Annotated in this window: 17 protein-coding genes and 1 pseudogene; 9 read left to right on the top strand and 9 right to left on the bottom strand. The window is 72.8% G+C overall.

Annotation, left to right across the window (positions count from 1 at the left end; all coding sequences use genetic code 11):
• The first annotated feature begins 2 nt into the window (after positions 1–2).
• Positions 3–1520 carry a CehA/McbA family metallohydrolase gene (locus IG74_RS0110545; protein WP_030673401.1) on the top strand — a complete coding sequence of 506 codons (1518 nt, stop codon included), beginning with the start codon at positions 3–5 and terminating at the stop codon, positions 1518–1520.
• Here IG74_RS0110545 and IG74_RS0110540 read toward each other — a convergent pair.
• The 7 genes and pseudogenes from IG74_RS0110540 to IG74_RS0110510 form a co-directional block, all read right to left on the bottom strand.
• Positions 1521–2168, bottom strand: a pseudogene (locus tag IG74_RS0110540) (NADPH-dependent F420 reductase); the annotation flags it as partial.
• Positions 2169–2273: 105 nt separating this feature from the next.
• Positions 2274–3746, bottom strand: coding sequence for an aldehyde dehydrogenase family protein (locus tag IG74_RS0110535; RefSeq protein ID WP_030673395.1), 1473 nt, complete (start codon positions 3744–3746; stop codon positions 2274–2276).
• Positions 3743–5476 carry an N-acyl-D-amino-acid deacylase family protein gene (locus IG74_RS0110530; RefSeq protein WP_030673393.1) on the bottom strand — a complete coding sequence of 578 codons (1734 nt, stop codon included), beginning with the start codon at positions 5474–5476 and terminating at the stop codon, positions 3743–3745. The genes IG74_RS0110535 and IG74_RS0110530 overlap by 4 nt, the downstream gene beginning before the upstream one ends.
• A 124-nt stretch (positions 5477–5600) precedes the next feature.
• Complete coding sequence (locus IG74_RS0110525; RefSeq protein WP_030673390.1) at positions 5601–6719, bottom strand: LLM class flavin-dependent oxidoreductase; 1119 nt, start codon at positions 6717–6719, stop codon at positions 5601–5603.
• A 110-nt stretch (positions 6720–6829) separates the two neighbouring features.
• A complete protein-coding gene (locus tag IG74_RS0110520) occupies positions 6830–7615 on the bottom strand; it encodes an SDR family NAD(P)-dependent oxidoreductase (RefSeq protein WP_030673385.1) in 786 nt (261 codons plus the stop codon).
• An 11-nt stretch (positions 7616–7626) separates the two neighbouring features.
• The gene (locus IG74_RS0110515) at positions 7627–8589 is read right to left on the bottom strand and encodes a TIGR03619 family F420-dependent LLM class oxidoreductase (RefSeq protein WP_051854771.1); all 963 of its coding nucleotides are present in this window, start codon (positions 8587–8589) and stop codon (positions 7627–7629) included.
• 128 nt (positions 8590–8717) lie between these two features.
• Positions 8718–9359, bottom strand: coding sequence for a pentapeptide repeat-containing protein (locus IG74_RS0110510; protein ID WP_030673380.1), 642 nt, complete (start codon positions 9357–9359; stop codon positions 8718–8720).
• Positions 9360–9493: 134 nt separating this feature from the next.
• Between IG74_RS0110510 and IG74_RS0110505 the strand changes: the two genes are divergently transcribed.
• Positions 9494–10042, top strand: coding sequence for a Uma2 family endonuclease (locus IG74_RS0110505; protein ID WP_030673377.1), 549 nt, complete (start codon positions 9494–9496; stop codon positions 10040–10042).
• Between the two features lie 7 nt (positions 10043–10049).
• Here IG74_RS0110505 and IG74_RS0110500 read toward each other — a convergent pair whose 3' ends face one another.
• Positions 10050–11327 carry an amidohydrolase family protein gene (locus IG74_RS0110500; protein WP_051854770.1) on the bottom strand — a complete coding sequence of 426 codons (1278 nt, stop codon included), beginning with the start codon at positions 11325–11327 and terminating at the stop codon, positions 10050–10052.
• 824 nt (positions 11328–12151) lie between these two features.
• Here IG74_RS0110500 and IG74_RS0110495 point away from each other — a divergent pair.
• The 4 genes from IG74_RS0110495 to IG74_RS0110485 all read left to right on the top strand — a co-directional run bounded on the left by IG74_RS0110495 (position 12152) and on the right by IG74_RS0110485 (position 16307).
• Positions 12152–15046 carry an AfsR/SARP family transcriptional regulator gene (locus IG74_RS0110495; RefSeq protein WP_030673373.1) on the top strand — a complete coding sequence of 965 codons (2895 nt, stop codon included), beginning with the start codon at positions 12152–12154 and terminating at the stop codon, positions 15044–15046.
• A gap of 201 nt (positions 15047–15247) precedes the next feature.
• Complete coding sequence (locus IG74_RS47860; protein ID WP_051854768.1) at positions 15248–15427, top strand: hypothetical protein; 180 nt, start codon at positions 15248–15250, stop codon at positions 15425–15427.
• Between the two features lie 182 nt (positions 15428–15609).
• On the top strand, positions 15610–15810 hold the full coding sequence (locus IG74_RS50930) for a hypothetical protein (RefSeq protein ID WP_107058917.1): 201 nt from the start codon (positions 15610–15612) through the stop codon (positions 15808–15810).
• A gap of 110 nt (positions 15811–15920) precedes the next feature.
• Complete coding sequence (locus IG74_RS0110485; RefSeq protein WP_030673368.1) at positions 15921–16307, top strand: VOC family protein; 387 nt, start codon at positions 15921–15923, stop codon at positions 16305–16307.
• A 4-nt stretch (positions 16308–16311) separates the two neighbouring features.
• Here the strand turns inward: IG74_RS0110485 and IG74_RS0110480 are convergent, their stop codons facing one another.
• Positions 16312–17922: a FadD3 family acyl-CoA ligase gene (locus tag IG74_RS0110480; protein WP_030673366.1), complete on the bottom strand. Its 1611-nt coding sequence runs from the start codon at positions 17920–17922 to the stop codon at positions 16312–16314.
• A gap of 106 nt (positions 17923–18028) precedes the next feature.
• Between IG74_RS0110480 and IG74_RS0110475 the strand changes: the two genes are divergently transcribed.
• The 3 genes from IG74_RS0110475 to IG74_RS0110465 are packed head-to-tail and all read left to right on the top strand — an operon-like array spanning position 18029 to position 20563.
• On the top strand, positions 18029–19279 hold the full coding sequence (locus tag IG74_RS0110475; RefSeq protein WP_420709879.1) for a lipid-transfer protein: 1251 nt from the start codon (positions 18029–18031) through the stop codon (positions 19277–19279).
• A 58-nt stretch (positions 19280–19337) separates the two neighbouring features.
• Complete coding sequence (locus IG74_RS0110470; protein WP_063761230.1) at positions 19338–19778, top strand: Zn-ribbon domain-containing OB-fold protein; 441 nt, start codon at positions 19338–19340, stop codon at positions 19776–19778.
• Positions 19779–19786: 8 nt separating this feature from the next.
• Positions 19787–20563, top strand: coding sequence for an enoyl-CoA hydratase/isomerase family protein (locus IG74_RS0110465; RefSeq protein ID WP_030673359.1), 777 nt, complete (start codon positions 19787–19789; stop codon positions 20561–20563).
• Positions 20564–20680: the final 117 nt, after the last annotated feature.

The raw sequence follows: 20680 nt of genomic DNA, 5'->3' as shown, positions 1-20680 counted from the left end.
CCATGTGCGAGGACGAACACCACCTGAACAGACGGGCGCTGCTCGTGACGGGGGCGGCCACCGCCCTTACGTTGGGAACCGTGAGCTTCGCAGACGAAGCCGGGGCCGCCGAGCGGCGCTCCGGCAAGGAGACGAAGACCGTCAAGGGCACGCTTCCCACCGGTTCGCCCGACTTCGTCTACCTGCCGGTGGACGTGCCGCGCGGCGTGCGGGAGATCCATGTCGCCTACGCCTACGAGAAGCCGACGGTGCCCGCGGGCACCGTCGGCAACGCCCTGGACATCGGCATCTTCGACGAGCGCGGCACGGACCTCGGCGGCGAGGGCTTCCGCGGCTGGTCGGGCGGCGCCCGCACGGAGTTCTTCGTCCGCGCCGACGACGCGACCCCGGGCTACGTCCCCGGGCCGGTGCGCGCGGGCCGCTGGCACATCGCGCTCGGCCCGTACACGGTGGCCCCGCAGGGCCTTCCGTACGAGGTGACCATCACCCTCACCTACGGGGCGCCCGGCAGCACGCCGAAGCCGACGTACCCGCCGGAGCGGGCCAAGGGGCGGGGCCGCGCCTGGTACCGGGGCGACTGCCATCTGCACACCTGGTACTCGGACGGGCGGCGCACCCCCGCCGAGATCGGGGCGCTCGCCCGCGCGGCGGGCCTGGACTTCATCAACACATCGGAGCACAACACCCACTCCGCGCACGCCCACTGGTCCGAGGTCGCGGGGGACGACCTGCTGGTGCTGCTCGGCGAGGAGATCACCACCCGCAACGGCCACGTCCTCGCGCTCGGTACGGACCCCGGCACGTTCATCGACTGGCGCTACCGGGCGCGCGACAACCGCTTCGGCCACTACGCCCGCGCCGTGCGCCGCGCCGGAGGCCTCGTGGTGCCCGCCCATCCGCACGCCACCTGCGTCGGCTGCAACTGGAAGTTCGGCTTCGGCGAGGCCGACGCGGTCGAGGTGTGGAACGGCGCCTACTCGCCCGAGGACGAGGTCGCCCTCTCCGAGTGGGACAACGCCCTGGTGGCGGCCGCGCGCGGCGGGCGCCGCTGGACGCCCGCGATGGGCAACAGCGACGCCCACCGCGACCCGGACCCGGTGGGCCGCCCGCAGACCGTCGTCCTCGCCGACGACCTGACGCGCGAGGCCGTCCAGGAGGGCATCCGCGCGGGCCGCTCCTACATCGCCGAGGCCAAGGAGGTCGAGCTGACCTTCTCCGCGGCCGGCGGCAAGGGCCGGCACGCGGGCATCGGCGAGCGCCTGCGCGTGGACGCCGACGCCCCGGTGACGGTCCGCCTGGACGTCAAGGGCGCACCCGGCTGCACGATCCGCTTCGTGACGGACCAGGGCGTCCTGTTCACGAGCCCGCCCGTCGCCGAGACGGGCACCGGCTCCGCCGAGTGGCGGACCACGGCCTCGTACGCGGCGTACGTACGCGCCGAGGTGCGCAAGCCGCAGGTGGCGCCGCCGCTGCCGGGCCCGATGCGGGCGCTCACGAACCCGATCTTCCTGGGGCGCTGATCACTTCGCGGCCGGGGGCACCACCCGGATGTTGAAGGCGTGGGTGCCGAGGGCTCCCGCAAGGGCCACGAACATGTGGGCGAAGTGCTCCTGGCCGCGGGCGGTCTCGATGCCGCCCAGGTCCAGGTGGGCGGACTCGGGCCAGCCGAGGTCGGTGAGCAGGGCGCCCGTCACCTTCTTCGCGGCGGGGTCGTCGCCGGAGAGGAACACCGTGCTCTCCCCGGTAAGACCGCCCGGCGCGACCATGGTCACGGAGTCCATCGTGGTCAGGGTCTTGACGACCCGGGCCGCGGGGAAGGCCCGCTGGATCTCCTCGCCGAGGGACACCTCGGCGTGGGTGAGGACGAAGCCGTGGGGCTCGACGGTGTAGCCCACGGCGATGTCGACGAGCACCTTGCCGTCGAGGACGTCGGCGCCCGCCGCGCGCAGCAGGGCCACGGAGTCCGCGCCGGGCGTCGCGTTCACGACCACCTCCGCGCCCGCCGCCGCCTCCCGCACCGCGGCGAGCGGCAGGCCGAGCTCCGCGCCGACGTCCTTCCTGGCCCCGGGGTCACGCGAGCCGAGCACCACGTCGTGTCCGGCGGCGGCCCATGCCCGGGCGGTGGCGCGGCCGACGTTTCCGGTTCCGATCACTGCGATTCTCATGCCGGGGACGCTAGTTGGGGCCGCGACCGGCCCGTATCCGTCCCGGGGACCAGCCGGGGACCACGCCGGACCTAGTCCCCCGGTCCCGTGCGGGCTGGTCCCGTGCGGTCACCCCGCCCAGACCACGGACTGCGTCTCGCTGTACGCGGCGAGGGCGTAGGACCCGCAGTCGCGGCCGACCCCGCTGGCCTTGAAGCCGCCGAAGGGCGCCTCCATGTTGCGGGCGATCGTGTTCACGCCGACGCCGCCCGAGCGAAGGCGCCGCGCGACGCGGAAGGCGCGGGCCGCGTCCGCCGACCAGACGTAGGAGAGCAGGCCGTAGTCGCTGTCGTTGGCGAGGGCCACCGCGGTGTCCTCCGCGGCCTCGGCGGAGTCGCCGTCGAAGGGGACCACCACGACGACGGGCCCGAAGATCTCCTCCCGGACCACGCGCATGTCGGGGGTGCAGTCGGCGAGGAGCGCCGGGGTGACGTAGAAGCCGGGGCCCGGCGGCCGAGTGCCGCCGGTGACCAGGCGCGCGCCCTCCTTGCGGCCGAGCTCCACGTACGCCTCGACGCGGTCCCGGTGCGCCGCCGAGATGACCGGGCCCACCACGGTGCCCGGGGCCCGCGGGTCGCCGACCTTCAGGTACGACGCGTACGCGGCGAGCTTCTCCAGGAGCGGTTCGTAGACGGCGCGTTGGACGATCACCCGGGTCGGTGCCGTGCAGATCTGGCCGCTGTAGAAGGAGAACGTCGTGCCGATCCCGGCGACCGCCGCGTCCAGGTCCGCGTCCGCGAAGACGACGGCGGCGCCCTTGCCGCCCAACTCCATGAGCTGGCGCTTCATGCCGCGCCCGCACGCCTCGCCGATGCGCCGGCCGACGGCCGTGGAGCCGGTGAAGCTCACCATGTCGACGTCGGCGCACTCCACGGCCGCCTCGCCGACCGCGGCGGAGGTGCCGCTGACCACGTTCACCACGCCGGGCGGCGCCCCGGCCTCCGCGAGCGCCGCGGCCATCCGGTAGACGGACAGCGGGTCCTGGGGCGCGGGTTTCACCAGGACGGTGTTGCCCATCGCCAGGGCCGGGGCGACCTTGCCCACCGCGTTGGCCCAGGGGTTGTTGTACGAGGTGACGCAGGTGACCACGCCGACCGGCTGGCGGATCGCCACGGCGCCGACGGCGGCCGCGCGGCCCAGCGGCCCCGCCTCGTTGACCTGCGGCGGCAGACCCTCCTCGACGGGTTCAAGCGCCCCCTTCGCATACCGTCTGAAGCGTGCCGCGGCCACCGCGACCTGCATGCCGCGCGCCGTCGCCGTCGTCGCGCCGGTCTCGGCCTGGGCGAGGGCGGAGAGCTCCTCGGCGTCCCGCTGGAGGATGCCGGCCGCCCGGTCGAGGACCGCCGCGCGCTCCTCGGGGGCCGTGCGCGACCACGGGCCGAAGGCCTCCCGCGCGGCCGCGGCGGCCTGCCGGACCTGCGCGGGGCTCGCCTCGGGCGCGCGGCCCACGACCTCCTCGCTCGCCGGGTCGAGCACGTCGTAGCGGCCGCCGTCGGGCTCGACCCGCTCGCCGTCGATGAACAGGCTCTCGGTGAAGGTCACTTGGTGGCCACCGTCCGGGTGTCACGGCCCGACCTGAGGACCCGGCCGGGCACCGCGCCCGTCACCACGTCGTCGCGGATCGCCTCGACGCCGTTGACCCACACGGCCCGCACCCCGAGCGCCTTGGAGTCCAGGCGCGGGCTGTCCCCCGGCAGGTCGTGCACGAGCGTGGCGGTGCCCGCGGCGATGGTCTCCGGGTCGAAGAGGACGAGGTCCGCGTGGTAGCCCTCCGTGACGCGGCCGCGCTCGCGCAGGCCGAAGAGGCGCGCCGGGTCGTCCGTGAGCATCCGCACCGCCCGCTCCAGGCCGACCAGCTTCCGGCCGCGCAGGCAGTCGCCGAGGAACCGCGTCGTGTACGGCGCCCCGCACATGCGGTCCAGGTGCGCCCCGGCGTCGGAGCCGCCGAGCATCACGTCCTCGTGCTCCCAGGTCTCGGCGCGCAGCGCCCACGACGCGGGGTCGTTGTCGGTCGGCATGGGCCACAGGACGGTCCGCATGCGGTCGTTGGCGCAGATGTCGACCAGGCAGGCGAAGGGCTCCTGGCCGCGCTCGGCGGCGATGTCGCCGACCACCCGGCCCGCGAGCCCGGCGTTGGCGTCGGAGTACGTGTCCCCGATGACGTACCGGTCGAAGTGCGCGAGCCGCCGGAAGACGCCCGCCTCCTCACCGGTGGCGCGCCGCAGCAGCTCCGCGCGCACGTCCGGGTCGCGGAGCCGCGCGATGCGCTCGGGTATCGGGAGCCCCAGGACCTCCCCCCATCCCGGGATGAGGTTCAGGGCGCAGAACGTGCCGAGCGACATGTTCATCGGCGTCAGGATCGGCATGGTCAGGGCGACGATCCGGCCGCCCACCTCCCGGGCGCGCTCGCTGGGCACGAGCTGGCGCGGCACGCGCTCGGGCACGGCCGCGTCGATGGTGAGCACGTTCCAGTTCAGCGGCCGTCCCGCGGCCGCGCTCAGCTCCACGAGCAGGTCGACCTCGGCGTCGCTGAACCGGTCCAGGCAGCCGGCGACGATCGCCTCCAGCTGGGTGCCCTCGTGCTCGCCGACCGCCCGCGCGAGCGCGAGCAGCTCGGCGGGGCGCGCGTGCCGGGACGCCACAGGGGCGCCGTCGCCGTCCGAGTGCGTCGACGACTGCGTCGTGGACAGGCCCCAGGCGCCCGCCGCCATCGCCTCGTGCAGCAGCGCGACCATCCGCTCCAGCTGCGCGTCCGACGGCTGCCCGCCGACGGCGTCGGCCCCCATCACGTACCGCCGCAGCGCGCAGTGCCCCACCATGAACCCGGCGTTGACGGCGATCCGCCCCTCCAGCGCGTCCAGGTACTCCCCGAAGGACCGCCACGACCAGGGCGCGCCCTCTTCGAGCGCCACCAGGGACATGCCCTCGACCTTGGACATCATCCGGCGCGTGTAGTCGGCGTCGTCGGGCCGCGCCGGATTCAGCGGCGCCAGCGTGAACCCGCAGTTCCCGCCCGCGACGGTCGTCACCCCGTGGTTCAACGACGGTGTGGCGTACGGATCCCAGAAGAGCTGCGCGTCGTAGTGCGTATGCGGATCCACGAACCCGGGCGCGAGCACGAGGCCGCGACCGTCTTCGACGGTGCGGCTGTCCGTGGTGACACCCGGGGCGACGACGGCGACGCGCCCGTCCTTGATGCCCACATCGGCCACGCGGGCCGCGGCACCGGTCCCGTCGACGACAGTGGCCCCCGTGATGAGGTGGTCAAGCATGCGAGACGGCCTCCCATTTTCAGCCCGTCCGGCGTTTGAGGACGAGCGCGAAGCGCGACAAACGGGGGTACGGGGGCGAAGCCCCCGGTTCGGGAAGGGGCGGGCCAGGGGCGCCCCGCGAGGGCTAAGCTCCGCCCCGGAACCGGCTCGTGCGGTGCACGGGATCCGTGTCGATCTTGGGAATCACGTGCTCCCCGATCAGCCGGATCGTCCGCAGCGTGTCCTCGGCGGAGATCCCCACCGGAAGCCCGAAGGACAGCTGGTCGGCCCCGGCCTGCTCCCACCGCTTGCACTGCCGGAGCACCTCGTCCGGGTCCCCGCAGATCATCAGCTCCTCGGCGATGAGCAGCTCGACGATCTCCTCGGTGTACGCGGGCAGGACCTCGGGCCACCGCGGGATGCCCTCGGGCCGGGGGAAGGTGTCGTGGTAGCGGAAGACCAGGGACTGCACGTAGTTGAGCTCGCTGTTGACCGCGGTGCGCACGGCCTCCTCGTGCGTGGGCGCGCAGATCGCCGTGGACGTCACCATCACGTTGTCGTTGACGAAGCCCCCGACGGGGTCGGCGTCCCGGATCGCCGTCTTGTACTGCTCCAGGACCCACTCCATGTCGGAGACCTTCTGCACGCTGAAGCCGAGCACGCCGAGCCCCTTCTTCGCCGCCATCGCGTACGACGGCGGCGACCCGGCCGCGTACCACATGGCGGGGTGCGAGGCCCCGTACGGCTTGGGGAACACCTTGCGCGGCGGCAGCGACCAGTGCTTGCCCCGGAACCCCTCGTACTCCTCCTGGAGCCACATCTTGGGGAACTCGGCGATGGTCTCTTCCCAGATCTCCTTGGTGTGGTTCATGTCGGTGATGCCGGGCAGGAAGCCGAGGATCTCGTGCGACCCGGCGCCGCGCCCGCTGCCGAACTCGAACCGGCCCTCACTGAGGTGGTCGAGCATGGCCACCTTCTCGGCGACCTTCACCGGGTGGTTGACCTGCGCGAGCGGGTTGAAGATCCCCGAGCCCAGGTGGATGCGCTCGGTGGCGTGCGCCAGATAGCCGAGGAAGACGTCGTTGGCCGAGAGGTGCGAGTACTCCTCGAGGAAGTGGTGCTCGGAGGCCCACGCGTACTTGAAGCCCGCCTTGTCCGCCGCGATGACGTACTCGGTCTCTTCCATCAGCGCCCTGTGCTCGGCCAGCGGGTCGGTCCGCGCCCGCTTGCCGACGTATCCCTGTACAAAGAGCCCGAATTCCAAGGCGGTTCACCGTCCTCATCATTTCTGACGCACCGTCAGATCGAGTGCCTCGACTGTTCCACCGGGGACTCGGAGCGTCAATAGCGATACCCGGCCGACCTGACGGCCCGTCAGAAAACGTTGACCCCGGCCAGCCAGCCGCCGTCGATCACGAACGGCTGCCCGGTGATGTACGCCGAGTCCTCCTCGGCGCTGAGGAACAGGGCGAGCCGCGCCACCTCGTGCGCCCGGCCGACCCGGCCGAGCGGCACGTGCTTGCGGTACAGCGCGTCCAGACCCCGGGACGCCTTCTCCGCGTCCGCCGTCGGGTCCAGCTGGGCGGGGTTGCTCATGGCGGTGTCGATGGCGCCGGGGCAGATGGCGTTCACGCGGACCCCCCGGCCCGCCAGCTCGATCGCGGCGACGCGGGTCAGGCCGATGATGGCGTGCTTGGTCGCGCTGTACGCCCCGATGTAGGCCATGCCCGTGAGCCCCGCGTACGAGGCGGTGTTCACTATCGTGCCGCCGCCCGCGTCCCCGATGTGCGGGGCCACCGACTTGATGCCGAGGAACACGCCGGTCTGGTTGACCTGGACGATCCGCTGGAACTCCTCCAGAGGCGTGTTGACCAGCTCGTTGAAGCGCAGGATGCCCGCGTTGTTGACGAGCCCGTCGACCTTGCCGAAGGCGTCCATCGTCGCCTCGACCGCGGCCCGCCAGTCGTCCTCGCTGCCCACGTCGAGGCGGACGTAGCGCGCCGCGTCCCCCAGGTCCTTGGCCAGCGCCTCGCCCTGCTCGTCCAGGACGTCCCCGATGACGACCCGGGCCCCTTCGGCGACGAAGAGCCGCGCCTCCTGCTCCCCCTGGCCGCGCGCCCCACCGGTGACGATGACGACACGCCCGTCGAGCTTGCCCATCCGGGTCCCCTTCAGCCGAGCAGCGGCGCGACCTGTGCGCCGAACGCCGCCATCTGGTCGGTGAGTTCGGTGCGGCTCCGGCTGCGGAACCGCACCTGGATCTGGTGCACGCCCATCGCCGCGTACGCGCGCAGCGAGTCGGCGAGCGCGTCCGGCTTGCCGGTGAGGGTACGCCGCCCGACCGGCCAGGACGGCTCGCCCACGTAAAGGGGCTCGGTGATGGCGCCGACCGTGATCGGCTCCTCGATCCCGGCCCGCTCGCGCAGCCGCGCGAGCTCGGCGATCTTCGCGGGCAGCCGGTCGCGCGGGTCGCCCTGGGGCAGCCAGCCGTCCCCGCGCGTCGCGGCGCGGCGCACGGCGGCGGGCGAGGAGCCGCCCACCCAGATCGGCACCCGCTCCCGGGCGGGCCGGGGCCGCTGCCCGAGGTCCGCGAAGTCGAAGGCGGGGCCGTGGTGCTCGGGGTACTCGGCCGGGCCGAGCGCCGCCCTGAGCGCGTCCACCGTCTCGTCGAGCAGCGGCCCGCGCCGCGCGAAGTCCACGCCGAGCGCCGCGAACTCCTCCGGCACGTGGCCCGCGCCGACGCCGAGGACCAGGCGGCCGCCGCTGAGGTGGTCCAGGGTCGCGTACTGCTTGGCGGTGAGCAGCGGGTGCCGCAGGGCCACCACGGCGACGTGGCTGAGCAATTGGACGCGCTCGGTGACCGCCGCGAGGTGGGCGAGCGTGGCCACGGGGTCGTACCAGGTCGTGCCCATCGCGTCGGCGAGCCGCCGCGGGATCGCCACGTGGTCGCAGCACGCCACGTACGCGAACCCCGCCCGGTCCGCCGCCCGTGCCACCGCCACCAGATCGGCCGCGCCCGCGCCCGCCTCCCACGCCTCGGCGAACACCACGCTGCGCGCCTGCACCGGCAGCTGCATGCCGTAGCTGAGGCGGTCCGCGGGGAAGCCTTCCGCACTGTCCGGCACCGGCACCATGGGAACCCCACCCCTCGACGACATCTGACAGTACGTCACTTGTCTCGCCGCACCACATGGTCGTACCTGACGACCCATCAGACAAGGCCCAGGGGCGCCCGGTCCGCCGACCCGGCCCGCCCGACCGCTCAGCCCACCTCGAAGCCGAGGGCCCCGGCGATCACCCCCGCCTGGTCCAGGTCGACCTTGGTGCCGCCGATCGCCACGGTCAGCGGGTCGAGGGCGGACAGATCGCTGCCGCGCAGGTCGGCCCCCCTCAGCTGGGTGCTGTGCAGCTGGGCGCCCGACAGGTCGCAGCAGGTCACCGTCGCCTCCTCCAGGCGGGCCGCGGTGAGGTCCGCCTCCCGCATCCGCACCCCGTCGAAGACGGCCTTGCGCAGATCGGCGCCGGGCAGCGCGACGAAGGACCAGTCCCCGCCCCGCACCTCCAGGACCGTGTACGCGCACTGCTGGAAGAGGCTCCCCACCGCCTTGCACTGCTCGAACCGGGTGTCGAAGAAGACGCAGCGCTTGAAGGTGCAGTTGGTGAAGGCCGTCGAGGCGAACCGGGCGGCGTTGAACTTCACCCCGGCGAAGGTGCACCCGTCGAACACGGCTCCCTCGGCCCCGGCCTCCGTCAGATCCGTGTCGAAGAACGTGAAGCGCTCGAACACCTCCCCCGACAGGTCCCGCCCGTACCAGTCCCCACGCCGCACCACCCGCTCCGCGTCCGGCACGTGCGGCTCGTGCGAGTAGGGGTCGACATTGGCCCGCTCACGTCTGATCGCCATGCCTCCGATTGAAACCCGAGGCACTGACATGTCACTCATGGCGAGATCGCGATGACCCGAGGTGCACGCACACCGCCCCGCTAGCCTGGAACACGCGGGAGATCCAGCCAGTGAGGGCCGGAAGGACGACGGCGATGACAGTGCTCGACCGCCTCTGGCGAGAAGTGGAAGCGCGGAGCACCAACACCGAGGGCTATGTCGTCGAGATCATCGACGGAAAGGTGATCATGACTCCGCAGAGCCCCGTGCGGTCGAACACGATTCGCAACGTGACCCGCCAGGCCGAGCGCATCCTGGGCGAGCAGGTCCCCCTCGTCGTCGACGTCGCCATCGACTTCCCCGGAGAGACCTCGTCAGCGCCCGACATCACCATCCTCGACGAGGGCGCACAGCCCCGCGGCAAGCGGTACACCTGTCTGGACGTCATCGCCGCCGTCGAGATCGTGTCCACGGAGTCCGACGACAACGACTACGTCACCAAGGTCGCCACGTACAGCCGCTTCGGCATCGAGACGTACCTCATCCTCGACCCGTTCAAGAAGCTGTGCACGCTGTACGAGGGGTCCGGCGCCACCGGCTACCGCAGGAAGACCGAGTACCCGTACGGGGCGGCCGTCGATCTGAAGCTCTCCGACGGCCGCGAGTTCACGCTGGACACCAGCGGGCTCCCCGTGGAGGACTGAGGCCGGCTCAGGCCGCAGGCCCCGGCCACAGCCCGTCGGGGGTCAGCCCCAGGAGATCGATCGCGTTGCCGCGGACGATGCGCTCCACCGCGTCCGGGGCGAGATGCCCCATCTGTGCCTCGCCGACCTCGCGCGATTTCGGCCAGGTGGAGTCCGAGTGCGGGTAGTCGGTCTCGTACAGGACGTTCCCGACGCCGATCGCGTCGAGGTTCCGCAGGCCGAAGGCGTCGTCGAAGAAGCAGCCGTAGACGTGCTCGGCGAACAGCTCGGACGGGGGCCTGCGGACCTTGTCGGCCACGCCGCCCCAGGCGCGGTTCTCCTCCCACACCACGTCCGCACGCTCCATGATGTACGGAATCCAGCCGATCTGTCCCTCGGCGTACATGACGCGCAGCCGTGGAAACCGCTCGAACTTGCCGCTCATCAGCCAGTCGACCATCGAGAAGCAGCAGTTCGCGAACGTGATGGTGGAACCGACGGCGGGCGGCGCGTCGGCCGACGTGGAGGGCATCTTGCTGGACGACCCGATGTGCATGGCGACGACCGTGCCGGTCTCGTCGCAGGCCGCGAGGAAGGGATCCCAGTAGTCGGTGTGGATCGAGGGAAGCCCCAGGTGAGGGGGTATTTCCGAGAACGCCACGGCCCGTACGCCGCGGGCGGCGTTGCGCCGCACCTCGGCCGCCGCGAGGTCCGCGTCCCACAGCGGGATCAGGGTGAGCGGTATCAGGCGCCCTCGGGCCGCGGGCCCGCACCACTCCTCCACCATCCAGTCGTTATACGCGCGCACACAGTGAAGTCCCAGGTCGCGATCCTTGGCCTCGGTGAACGTCTGGCCGCAGAAGCGCGGGAAGGTCGGGAAGCACAGACCGGACTGGACGTGATTGACGTCCATGTCGGCGAGGCGCTCCGGGACGCTGTGGGAGCCCTGTCGCATCTGCTCGTAGGTGATGACCTCGAGCCGGATCTCGTCACGGGAGTAGCCGACGGCCGTGTCGAGACGGGTCAGGGGCCGGTGCAGATCCTCGTACACCCACCAGTCCCCGATGGGGCCTTCGTCCCCCTTCGCTCCCATCACCGGGGCGAACTTTCCGCCCAAGAACGACATTTCCTTCAGGGGGGCGCGGACGATGCGCGGCCCGCGGTCGCGGTACTTCCCCGGCAGCCGGTCCCGCCAGACGTGCGGGGGCTCCACCGTGTGGTCGTCCACCGAGATGATCCGGGGGAACGGGGGCCTGGTGACGGCGGTGTCCCGGGTGCTCTCCGCAGTGTTCTCCACGGTCTCCATGCCGACCACGGTAGCGCGTATCTGACGATCCGTCAGTTGTCCGAATCCGGTCACTGGTGCGATGACCCTGTGAGAGCCGTCTCGCACGGCTGACGCATTCGCCCTCGACAAGGCAAACTGTGCACCGCAGTACGTCGTACGGGCGGGCAGGCCCGTATCGGGCACAGCAGGCACGAACCGGGCACAGCCGCGCACAGTTGGGCGTATTTGATCAGACATAGGCAACTGCGTGCGGCAGGGCAGCAGGGGGAGCGATGGACGGTCTACCGCGAGTTCCGGAGCAGCGGCGTCCGGCGGCGGGAAGCGCTTCGCTTGGCGCGGGCCAGGAGCCGGACCCCGGCACGGGCCCGGCCGGGCCCACGCCTGCCGCGGACCACGGGCCGACCCCTGCCCCGGGCCGGTCCGCGCGCGGCGGCAGGAGCAAGAGGGGCCTGGCCGCGGGGCCGCTGTCCGCGGCGGGCGCCGCAGGCACGACGGGTGCGGGCACCTCGGGGGCGGGCATCGCGACTGCCGCGGACGCCGCAGGCACTGCGGGTGCGGGCACCCCGTCTGCCGCAGACGCGGCAGGTACCGCCGGAAGGACCGGTGCCGCAGGCGCGGGCATCGCGACCGCCGCAGGCGTGGCGGGCGCCGCAAGCACCGCGAGCACGATGGGTGCAGGCACCGCAGGCACGGGCATCCCGAGTGCCGCAGGCACAGCGGGCGCCGCAGGCACGGCGGGTGCATGCACCTCGGGCGCAGGCACAGCGGGTGCCGCAGGTGGTGGTGAGAGGGCGGGCGTGGCCGGGGTCGAGGGTGACGTTCAGCCAACCGCACGGTTCAGCGTGCTCGGGCCCGTCCGCGCCCGGCTCGGGGACGAGCAGCTGTCCACCGGCTCCCCGCAGCAGCGCGCGCTGCTCGCCGCCCTGCTCCTGCGCGACGGCCGCACGGCCACCGCGTCCGAACTCATCGACGCCATCTGGGGCGAGGAGTCCCCGTCCCAGGCCCTCGCCGCCATCCGCACCTACGCCTCACGGCTGCGCAAGGTGCTCCCGCCCGGCGTCCTCGTCAGCGAGTCCGGCGGCTACGCGGTGCGCGCCGCCGAGGGCGCGCTCGACCTCGCCGAGGCCGAGACCCTGTGGACCGTCGCCGAACGGGCCCGCGCCCAGGGCGACCTGTGCCAGGCCCGCGCCCTCGTCAACAAGGCCCTGTCCCTGTGGGACGGCGAGCCCCTCGCGAACGTGCCCGGACCGTACGCCGACGCCCAGCGCACCCGCCTGGAGGAGTGGCGCCTGCAACTGGTCGAGGCCCGCCTCGACATGGACCTCGAACAGGGCTGCCACGCCGAGTCCGTCTCCGAACTCACCGCCCTGACCGCCGCGCACCCGCTGCGCGAGCGCCTGCGCGAACTGCTGATGCTGGCCCTCTACCGCTCCGGCCGCCAGGCCGAGGCCCTCGCCGTCTACGCCGACACCCGGCGCCTGCTCGCCGACGAGCTCGGCGTCGACCCGCGCCCCGGCCTCCAGGAGCTCCAGCAGCGCATCCTCCAGGCCGACCCGGCCCTCGCCGAGCCCTCGGCCCCCGCCGCCGAACCGTCCGCCGGCGTGATCCGGCCCGCGCAACTCCCCGCCACCGTGCAGGACTTCACCGGCCGCGTCTCCTTCGTCAAGGAGCTGAGCGACATCCTCTCCACGGCCGAGGGCCGCGTGATGGCGGTGTCGGCCCTCGCGGGCATCGGCGGCGTCGGCAAGACCACCCTCGCCGTGCACGTCGCGCACGCCGCGCGCCCGCACTTCCCCGACGGACAGCTGTACGTCGACCTCCAGGGCGCGGGCCCCAGAGTCGCCGAGCCCGAGACGGTACTTGGCGCCTTCCTGCGCGCCCTCGGCACGGCCGACCCCGACATCCCCGACACCCTGGAGGAGCGGGCCGCCCTGTTCCGCTCCGTCCTGGACGGCCGCCGCGTCCTCGTCCTGCTCGACAACGCCCGCGACGCCGCCCAGGTCCGCCCCCTGCTGCCCGGCACGGAGGGCTGCGCCGCCCTGGTCACCTCCCGCACCCGGATGGTGGACCTGGCCGGGGCCCACCTCGTCGACCTGGACGTGATGTCCCCCGACGAGGCGCTCCAGCTGTTCACGAAGATCGTCGGCGAGGAGCGGGTCGCGTCCGAGCGGGAGGCGGCCCTCGACGTGGTCGCCGCCTGCGGCTTCCTGCCCCTGGCCATCCGCATCGCGGCCTCGCGCCTCGCGGCCCGCCGCACCTGGACCGTCTCCACCCTGGCCGCGAAGCTGGCCGACGAGCGCCGCCGCCTCGACGAGCTCCAGGCGGGCGACCTCGCCGTCGAGGCCACCTTCGAGCTCGGCTACGGCCAGCTGGAGCCCGCCCAGGCCCGCGCCTTCCGCCTCCTCGGCCTCGCCGACGGCCCCGACATCTCCCTCACCGCCGCCGCCGCGATGCTCGACCTCGCCCCCGAGGACGCCGAGGACCTCCTGGAGTCCCTGGTCGACACCTCCCTCCTGGAGTCCGCCGCCCCCGGCCGCTACCGCTACCACGACCTCGTCCGCCTCTACGCCCGCGCCTGCGCCGAACGCGACGAACTCCCGCCCAGCGAACGCGAGGCCGCGCTCTCCCGCCTCCTGGACTTCTACCTGGCGTCGGCGGCCCGGGTGTACGCGATCGAACGTCCTGGCGACCGGACGGTGGATCACCTGGAGTCCGTCGACCACCCCGTGCGGGGCTTCACGGACGACGGCAAGGCCCTGGACTGGCTGCACGCGGAGGCGGCCTGCATCCTGGCCTGCGTCCAGCAGTCCCTGGGCCACGCCGGACTGCGGCGCGCGGTGGACCTGCTGCTCGCGGCCAAGGACCTGGCGGAGTCGGGGGCGAGCTCGCACCGCTTCGAGCTGGTGACCCGGGCGGCCTGCGACGCCGCGCACGAGGCGGAGGACCCGCACGCCGAGGGCCGGGCCCGCGTGACCCTCGGGCAGGTCCTCAACAAGCTCGGCTCCTTCGAGCAGGCCGCCGTGGAGCTCCAGCGCGCCGCGGACCACGCCGAGACCACCGAGGACCCCTGGACGCGCGGCAACGCCGCGAACGAACTGGCCATCTCCGTGGGCTGCATGAACCAGCACGCGGGCAGCGATCCGCACGCGCTCAAGACCGTCGAGAAGCACGTCCTGCGCGCCATCGAGGCCTTCCGGCTCGACGGCAACCGCCACGGCGAGGCCAGCTCCCTGTGCAACTGGTCCCGGACCCTCGCCATGATGGGGCGCACCGACCAGTCCATCGAGCTCGCCCGCCAGGGCATGGCCCTCTACGACGAGCTCGGCATCAGCTTCCGGGTCGCCAACGCCCGGTACGCGCTGGGCATCGGCCTCAGCCAGTCCGGCCGGCACGCGGAGGCGCTCGTCCAGCTGACCGAGGCCCAGCGGGTCTTCGCGGAGTACCGCCAGCGGCTGTGGGAGGGCACGGCGCACTACCGCATCGCCCAGACCCACCTGGCGGCCCGCCACCCGGCACAGGCCGCCAAGCACGCCGAGCAGGCCCTCGCCACCGGCTGCGTCGGCGGCGACTGGATGCGCGCCAACGTCCTCACCGTGCTCGGCAAGGCGCTCGACAGCCTCGGGCAGATCGACCGGGCACGGGCCTGCTGGAACAAAGCGCTGGCCCTGCACGAGCAGACCGGGGCTCCGGAGGCGGACGAGGTGCGTGTCCTGCTGCGCCCGGTAGCGGCCGCGTAAGGCCTTCTTCGAGCACGTTCATCGAACGTTTATGACGGGCTGCCACTCTTATTTCAACGATCCGTCGCGTCGGGGGGCAGACGGGTCGCGTGGGCCCCACAGCTATCGTGAGCGGCCCTGGACCGCCCGCTCGGCGACCCTCGGGGGAGTTGCCGAGCGGGCGGTCTAGTCCCGGAGCCCCGCACCAAGCTGGAGTCACACATGAGCGACAACAAGAAGAAGAAAGTCCTCAAGCCCATGGGGGACGGGCACATGCCCGCACCGCCTGAGGACGGACCGATAGTCCCGACCGGCGAAGGTCACATGCCCACCCCTCCCAAGGGCGGGGCGACCACGAAGGGTGACGGCCACATGCCGGCACCGCCCGCGAAGGACGCCTGACACTTTCATCCTGACGGGGATCGGCCGCGGCGGCGCGGAGGGGGAGCCGCCGCGGCCGAGGCGTATCCCGACCTGCACGCTTGCGAAGTAACATATAGGGATTTACCCGGAGTTATTAGAACAAACGCTCTCATATGCGGCTAGAGTCCTCAGTGAAAGTCTGCCCCCTCCAAGGAGTTGGAATGACTAAAACCAGAAAGACCCTCGTCACGCTGGCCGTGATAGCCGCAGCCTCGGCGGGAGCGTCCGCTCCGGCCTTCGCCGACAGTCACTCTCCGGCAGGACCGCTCGGGGACGGTCACATGGCGGTCGCCCCGCTGGGCGACGGGCACTTCCCGGCACCGCCCGGTGACGGCCAGATGCCGACGCCGCCGCGGACCTGAGCGCCCCCGGGGCCGAGCCGCCCGCTCGGCCCCGGGCTCGGGGGCGTTCACGGGCCCGGGGGGCCGGAAAGCGTTGGACAGCTTCGGTGCCGTGCCCCATAGTCCGGCCCATGACCACACTGGTGCGCCACATCACGTTCGACTGTCACGACGCCTATGGGCTCGGCACCTTCTGGGCGGGGGTGCTCGGCGGGTCGATCGCCGAGAGCGACCTGCCGGGGGACGACGAGGTCCTGGTCAGTACGCCCGAGGGGCCGACCCTGCTCTTCGTCCGCGTACCGGACGACAAGACCGCGAAGAACCGCGTCCACTTCGACCTCCAGCCGCAGGAGCGGTCCCGCGACGAGGAGGTGGAGCGGGTCCTGAAGCTGGGGGCCGCACTCGTCGCCGACCACCGCAGGCCCGACGGCAGGGGCTGGGTGACCCTGGCCGACATCGAGGGCAACGAGTTCTGCGTGGAGCGGAGCACGGCCGAACGGGCCGCGACCGAGGGCTGAGCCGTCAGCCGGTCGCGCCGCGGCGGCGCAGCTCGCCCTTCAGCACCTTGCCGCTCGCGTTGCGGGGCAGGTCGGGCACGAACTCCACCTCCCTGGGGACCTTGTAGTTCGCCATCTCGCGCCGCGACCAGGCGATCACGTCGTCGGCCGTGAGCGTGGCGCCGGGACGGCGCACCACGTACGCCTTGCCGACCTCGCCCAGGCGCGCGTCCGCGACCCCGATCACGGCGACGTCGGCCACGTCGGGGTGGACGCCGAGGAGCTGCTCTATCTCGGCGGGGTAGGCGTTGAAGCCGCCGACGATGAACATGTCCTTGATCCGGTCGGTGATGCGGAGGTTGCCGCCCTCGTCGAGGACGCCCACGTCGCCCGTCCGCAGCCAGCCGTCCCCGGTCAGGACCTTCTTGGTCTCGGACGGGTCCTCGTAGTAGCCGCTCATCACGTGGTGGCCGCGGACCAGGACCTCGCCGGGGCTGCCGGGCGGCAGCGTCTCGCCCGCCATCGACACGATCCGCACCTCCGTGCCGGGTATCGCACGGCCCGACGTCGAGGCGACGACCTCCCCGGCGTCGTCCCGACGGCACATCGTGACGATGCCGCTGGCCTCGGAGAGCCCGTACGCGGTCAGGACGGTGGCGATGCGCAGCTCGCTGCGGAGCCGCTCCACCAGGCGCAGCGGCACCACCGCGGCGCCCGTCACCACGAGCCGCAGCGCGGACAGGTCGTGGGCGCCGCGCGCGGGGTGGTCGAGGAGCGCCTGGTGCAGGGTGGGCGGTCCGGGCAGGACCGAGACGCGCTCGGCGGCCACGTTCGCGAGGACCGCGTCCACGTCGAACACCGGCTGCGGGATCATCGTGGCGCCCCGCATCAGGCAGGCGATGATCCCGGCCTTGTAGCCGAAGGTGTGGAAGAAGGGGTTCACGATCAAGTAGCGGTCGCCTTCGCGGAGTCCGGCGAGGTCGCTCCAGATCTCGTAGCAGCGCAGCGTCTGCGCGTGGGTGATCACCGCGCCCTTGGGGCGCCCCGTCGTGCCCGAGGTGTAGACGATGTCCGACGGCCAGCCGCCCTCGACGGCGTCCGCGCGGGCCCGCACCTCGGCGCCGGTGACCGCGTCGCCGCCCGCGAGGAAGTCCTTCCAGGTGCGGAAGTCGGCGGGGGCGTCGTCGGCGAGCACCACCACCTCCTCCAGGTGCGGCAGCCCTGGCAGCGGCCCGTCGCCGGTGCCGTCACCGGCCGCGCGGCGCAGCGCGGCGACGTACGAGGTGCCGAGGAACGTGCCGGTGACGAAGAGCAGCCGGGCGCGCGAGCGGCGCAGGACGTAGGCCGCCTCCGTGCCCTTGAAGCGGGTGTTGATGGGGACGAGCACGGCGCCCGCGCTGACCGCGCCGAGGGCCGACACGATCCAGTCGAGGGTGTTGGGCGCCCAGACGGCGACGCGGTCGCCGGCCCGCACTCCGCGCGCCAGACACGCGGCCGCGGCCCGCTCGACGCGCTCCCCCAGCTCCTCGTACGTCACGCGCGTACGGCCCTCGACGACCGCCTCCCGGTCACCGAAGCGCCGCACCGCCGCCCGGACCAGGCCCGGGACACTGCCCCACTCCAGGTCACCGCGCATCCTCACCCATCCCCCTCCGTCACGTAGCTGACTATCCGTCAGATTAGCTGTAGCCTGGCGCGCTGTCAGCAGCGTGGCGCACCGCGAGGCGTCTGGAGGCACCCGGATGACTTCCCCCAGAAAACTGCCGGCAACCGACGGTTCCACAGGACCCGCGGCCACCGGAAGGGCCACAGGGCCCGCCGCTCGCGCCGGAAGACCTGACGGAACGGCCTCGATCAAGGACGCCACGGCGATCGTCGGCATCGGGCAGACCGCCTTCGCCCGGCAACTGCCCGAGAGCGAGAAGGCCTTGGCGTGCCGCGCCGTGCTCGCCGCGCTCGCCGACGCGGGTATCTCCCCCGCCGAGGTCGACGCCTTCGCCTCGTACACCATGGAGGAGACCGACGAGGTGGAGGTGGCGAAGGCCATCGGCGCCGGTGACGTGACCTTCTTCAGCAAGGCGGGGTACGGGGGCGGCGGTTCCTGCGCCACGCTCGCCCACCTCGCCGCCGCGATCACCACGGGCCAGGCGACCGTCGGCGTCGCCTGGCGGTCCCGCAAGCGCGGCAGCGGGCCGCGGCCGTGGAAGAACACCACCGCCCAACTCCCCACCCCCGCCCAGTGGACCCGGCCCTTCGGCCTGCTTCGTCCTGTCGACGAGATAGCGATGCTCACCCGCCGCTACATGCACGAGTACGGCGCGAGCCGCGATCACCTCTTCAACGTGGCCCTGGCCTGCAGGAACCGCGCCAACCAGAATCCCGACGCGATCATGTACGAGCGTCCGCTCACTCGTGACATGTACATGACCTCGCGCTGGATCAGCGAGCCGCTGTGCCTCTTCGACAACTGCCTGGAGACCGACGGGGCGTTGGCCTGCGTGCTCGTCTCCGCCGACCGCGCCCGCGACTGCCGCCACCGGCCCGTGTACGTCCACTCCGTCGCGCAGGCGCTGCCCGCCCAGCACCACGGCATGGTCAACTACTGGAACGACGACCCGCTCTCCGGGCCCGCCTGGACCGCCGCCCGGCACCTGTGGAAACACGCCGACTTCGGCCCCGAGGACGTCGACGTCGCCCAGATCTACGACGCGTTCACCGCCCTCGTCCCGCTCTCCCTGGAGGGCTACGGCTTCTGCGACCGGGGCGAGGGCGGCGCGTTCACCGAGGGCGGCGCCCTGGAGATCGGCGGCCGCCTCCCCCTCAACACGGCGGGCGGCGGCCTCAGCGAGGCGTACGTGCACGGCTTCAACCTGATCACCGAAGGCGTGCGGCAGCTGCGGGGCGCGAGCACCGCGCAGGTGCCCGGGGCGGCGACGTGCCTGGTCACGGCGGGCGAGGGGGTGCCGACATCGGCGGTCCTTCTGCGGAACTGAGGAGCGGCGGCCGCTCTCGCCGGAGCGACCGACAGGCCACGGAGGAGCTGAGAGGCTGATGAACGAACTGCTGACCCCCGTCGTCGACGACGACGGCGCCCCCTTCTGGGAGTACGCGGCCCGCGGCGAACTGCGCGTCCAGGCCTGCGCGGCCGACGGCTGCGGCGCGCTCCGCTTCCCGCCCCGCCCCTGCTGCCCGCACTGCGGCTCCTTCGCCACCGCCTGGCGCCGGACGAGCGGCAAGGGCCGGATCTGGTCGTACGTCGTCCCGCACCCACCGCTGCTGCCCGCGTACGCCGCCCTCGCGCCCTACCACCCGGTCGTCGTGGAGCTCACCGACGCCCCGCGCATCCGGCTCGTCGGCAACCTCGTCGCGCGGGCCGGGGCGCCGCTGGACTCCCTGCCGCCCGGCAGGATCCGCGTCGGGGCCCGGGTCCAGGCGGTCTTCGCCGACCAGGGCGGCGTCGTCGTGCCGCGCTGGGTCCTGGAGCGGCCGTGACGGCGGCGGTGCCCGCGGGCCTGCGGCTGGAACGGGACAAAGACACGGGCGTGGCAGTCCTCACCCTGGACCGCCCGTCCCGCCACAACGCGATCGACCTGCCCTTGGCAGCGGAACTATCCGCCACCTGGCGGGAGTTGCGCCACGACGACACCGTCCGGGCCGTGGTCCTCACCGGCGCGGGCGACCGGGCGTTCTGCACCGGCATCGACCGCGGGGCCGAGGTGCCGCAGCCGTCCTCGCCCTACTCCCTCGACGACCCGCTGCTCACGGTCGGACCCAAGGCCAACGACCTGTGGAAGCCGGTACTCGCCGCCGTCAACGGCATGGCCTGCGGCGGGGCCTTCTACCTGCTCGGCGAGGCGGAGTTCGTCATCGCCGCCGAGCACGCCACGTTCTTCGATCCGCACACGACGTACGGAATGGTCAGCGCGTACGAGACCGTCCACATGGCGCAGCGGATGCCGTTCGGGGAGGTGGCGCGCACGGCCCTCATGGGCACGGCCGAGCGGATGTCCGCACGGCGGGCGTACGAGGTGGGCCTCGTCTCCGAGCTGTGCCCCGGCGCCGAGCTGCTCCCCACGGCCCTCCGCGCGGCGACGACGATCGCCTCCCACCCCACCGAGGCCGTACAAGGCACGGTACGAGCCCTCTGGTCCACCAAGGAGCCCTCCCGCACCCATTCCCTCGCCCTGGCCCCCCACCTCATCACCTTGGGCAACACGCCCACTGAACACCAGGCGTCACTCTTCACCACCCGCTCCAGGGACCACCGCCTCCGGTAGGCGTTGGGCTTCCTGTCACCTGTGCCGAATCCTCCACGGTGGGGGCGGGCGGGTGGGAACACCCCGGGCGGGCGGAGCGCGGGCTGCTGGCGCGCGGGGCTCGTGGCTCTGCGCCGG

The sequence above is a fragment of the Streptomyces sp. NRRL B-1347 genome, assembly GCF_000720325.1.
Lineage (GTDB): Bacteria > Actinomycetota > Actinomycetes > Streptomycetales > Streptomycetaceae > Streptomyces.
The sequence above is the reverse complement of the archived record's forward strand: the minus strand, read 5'-3'. Positions and strand labels throughout refer to the sequence as shown.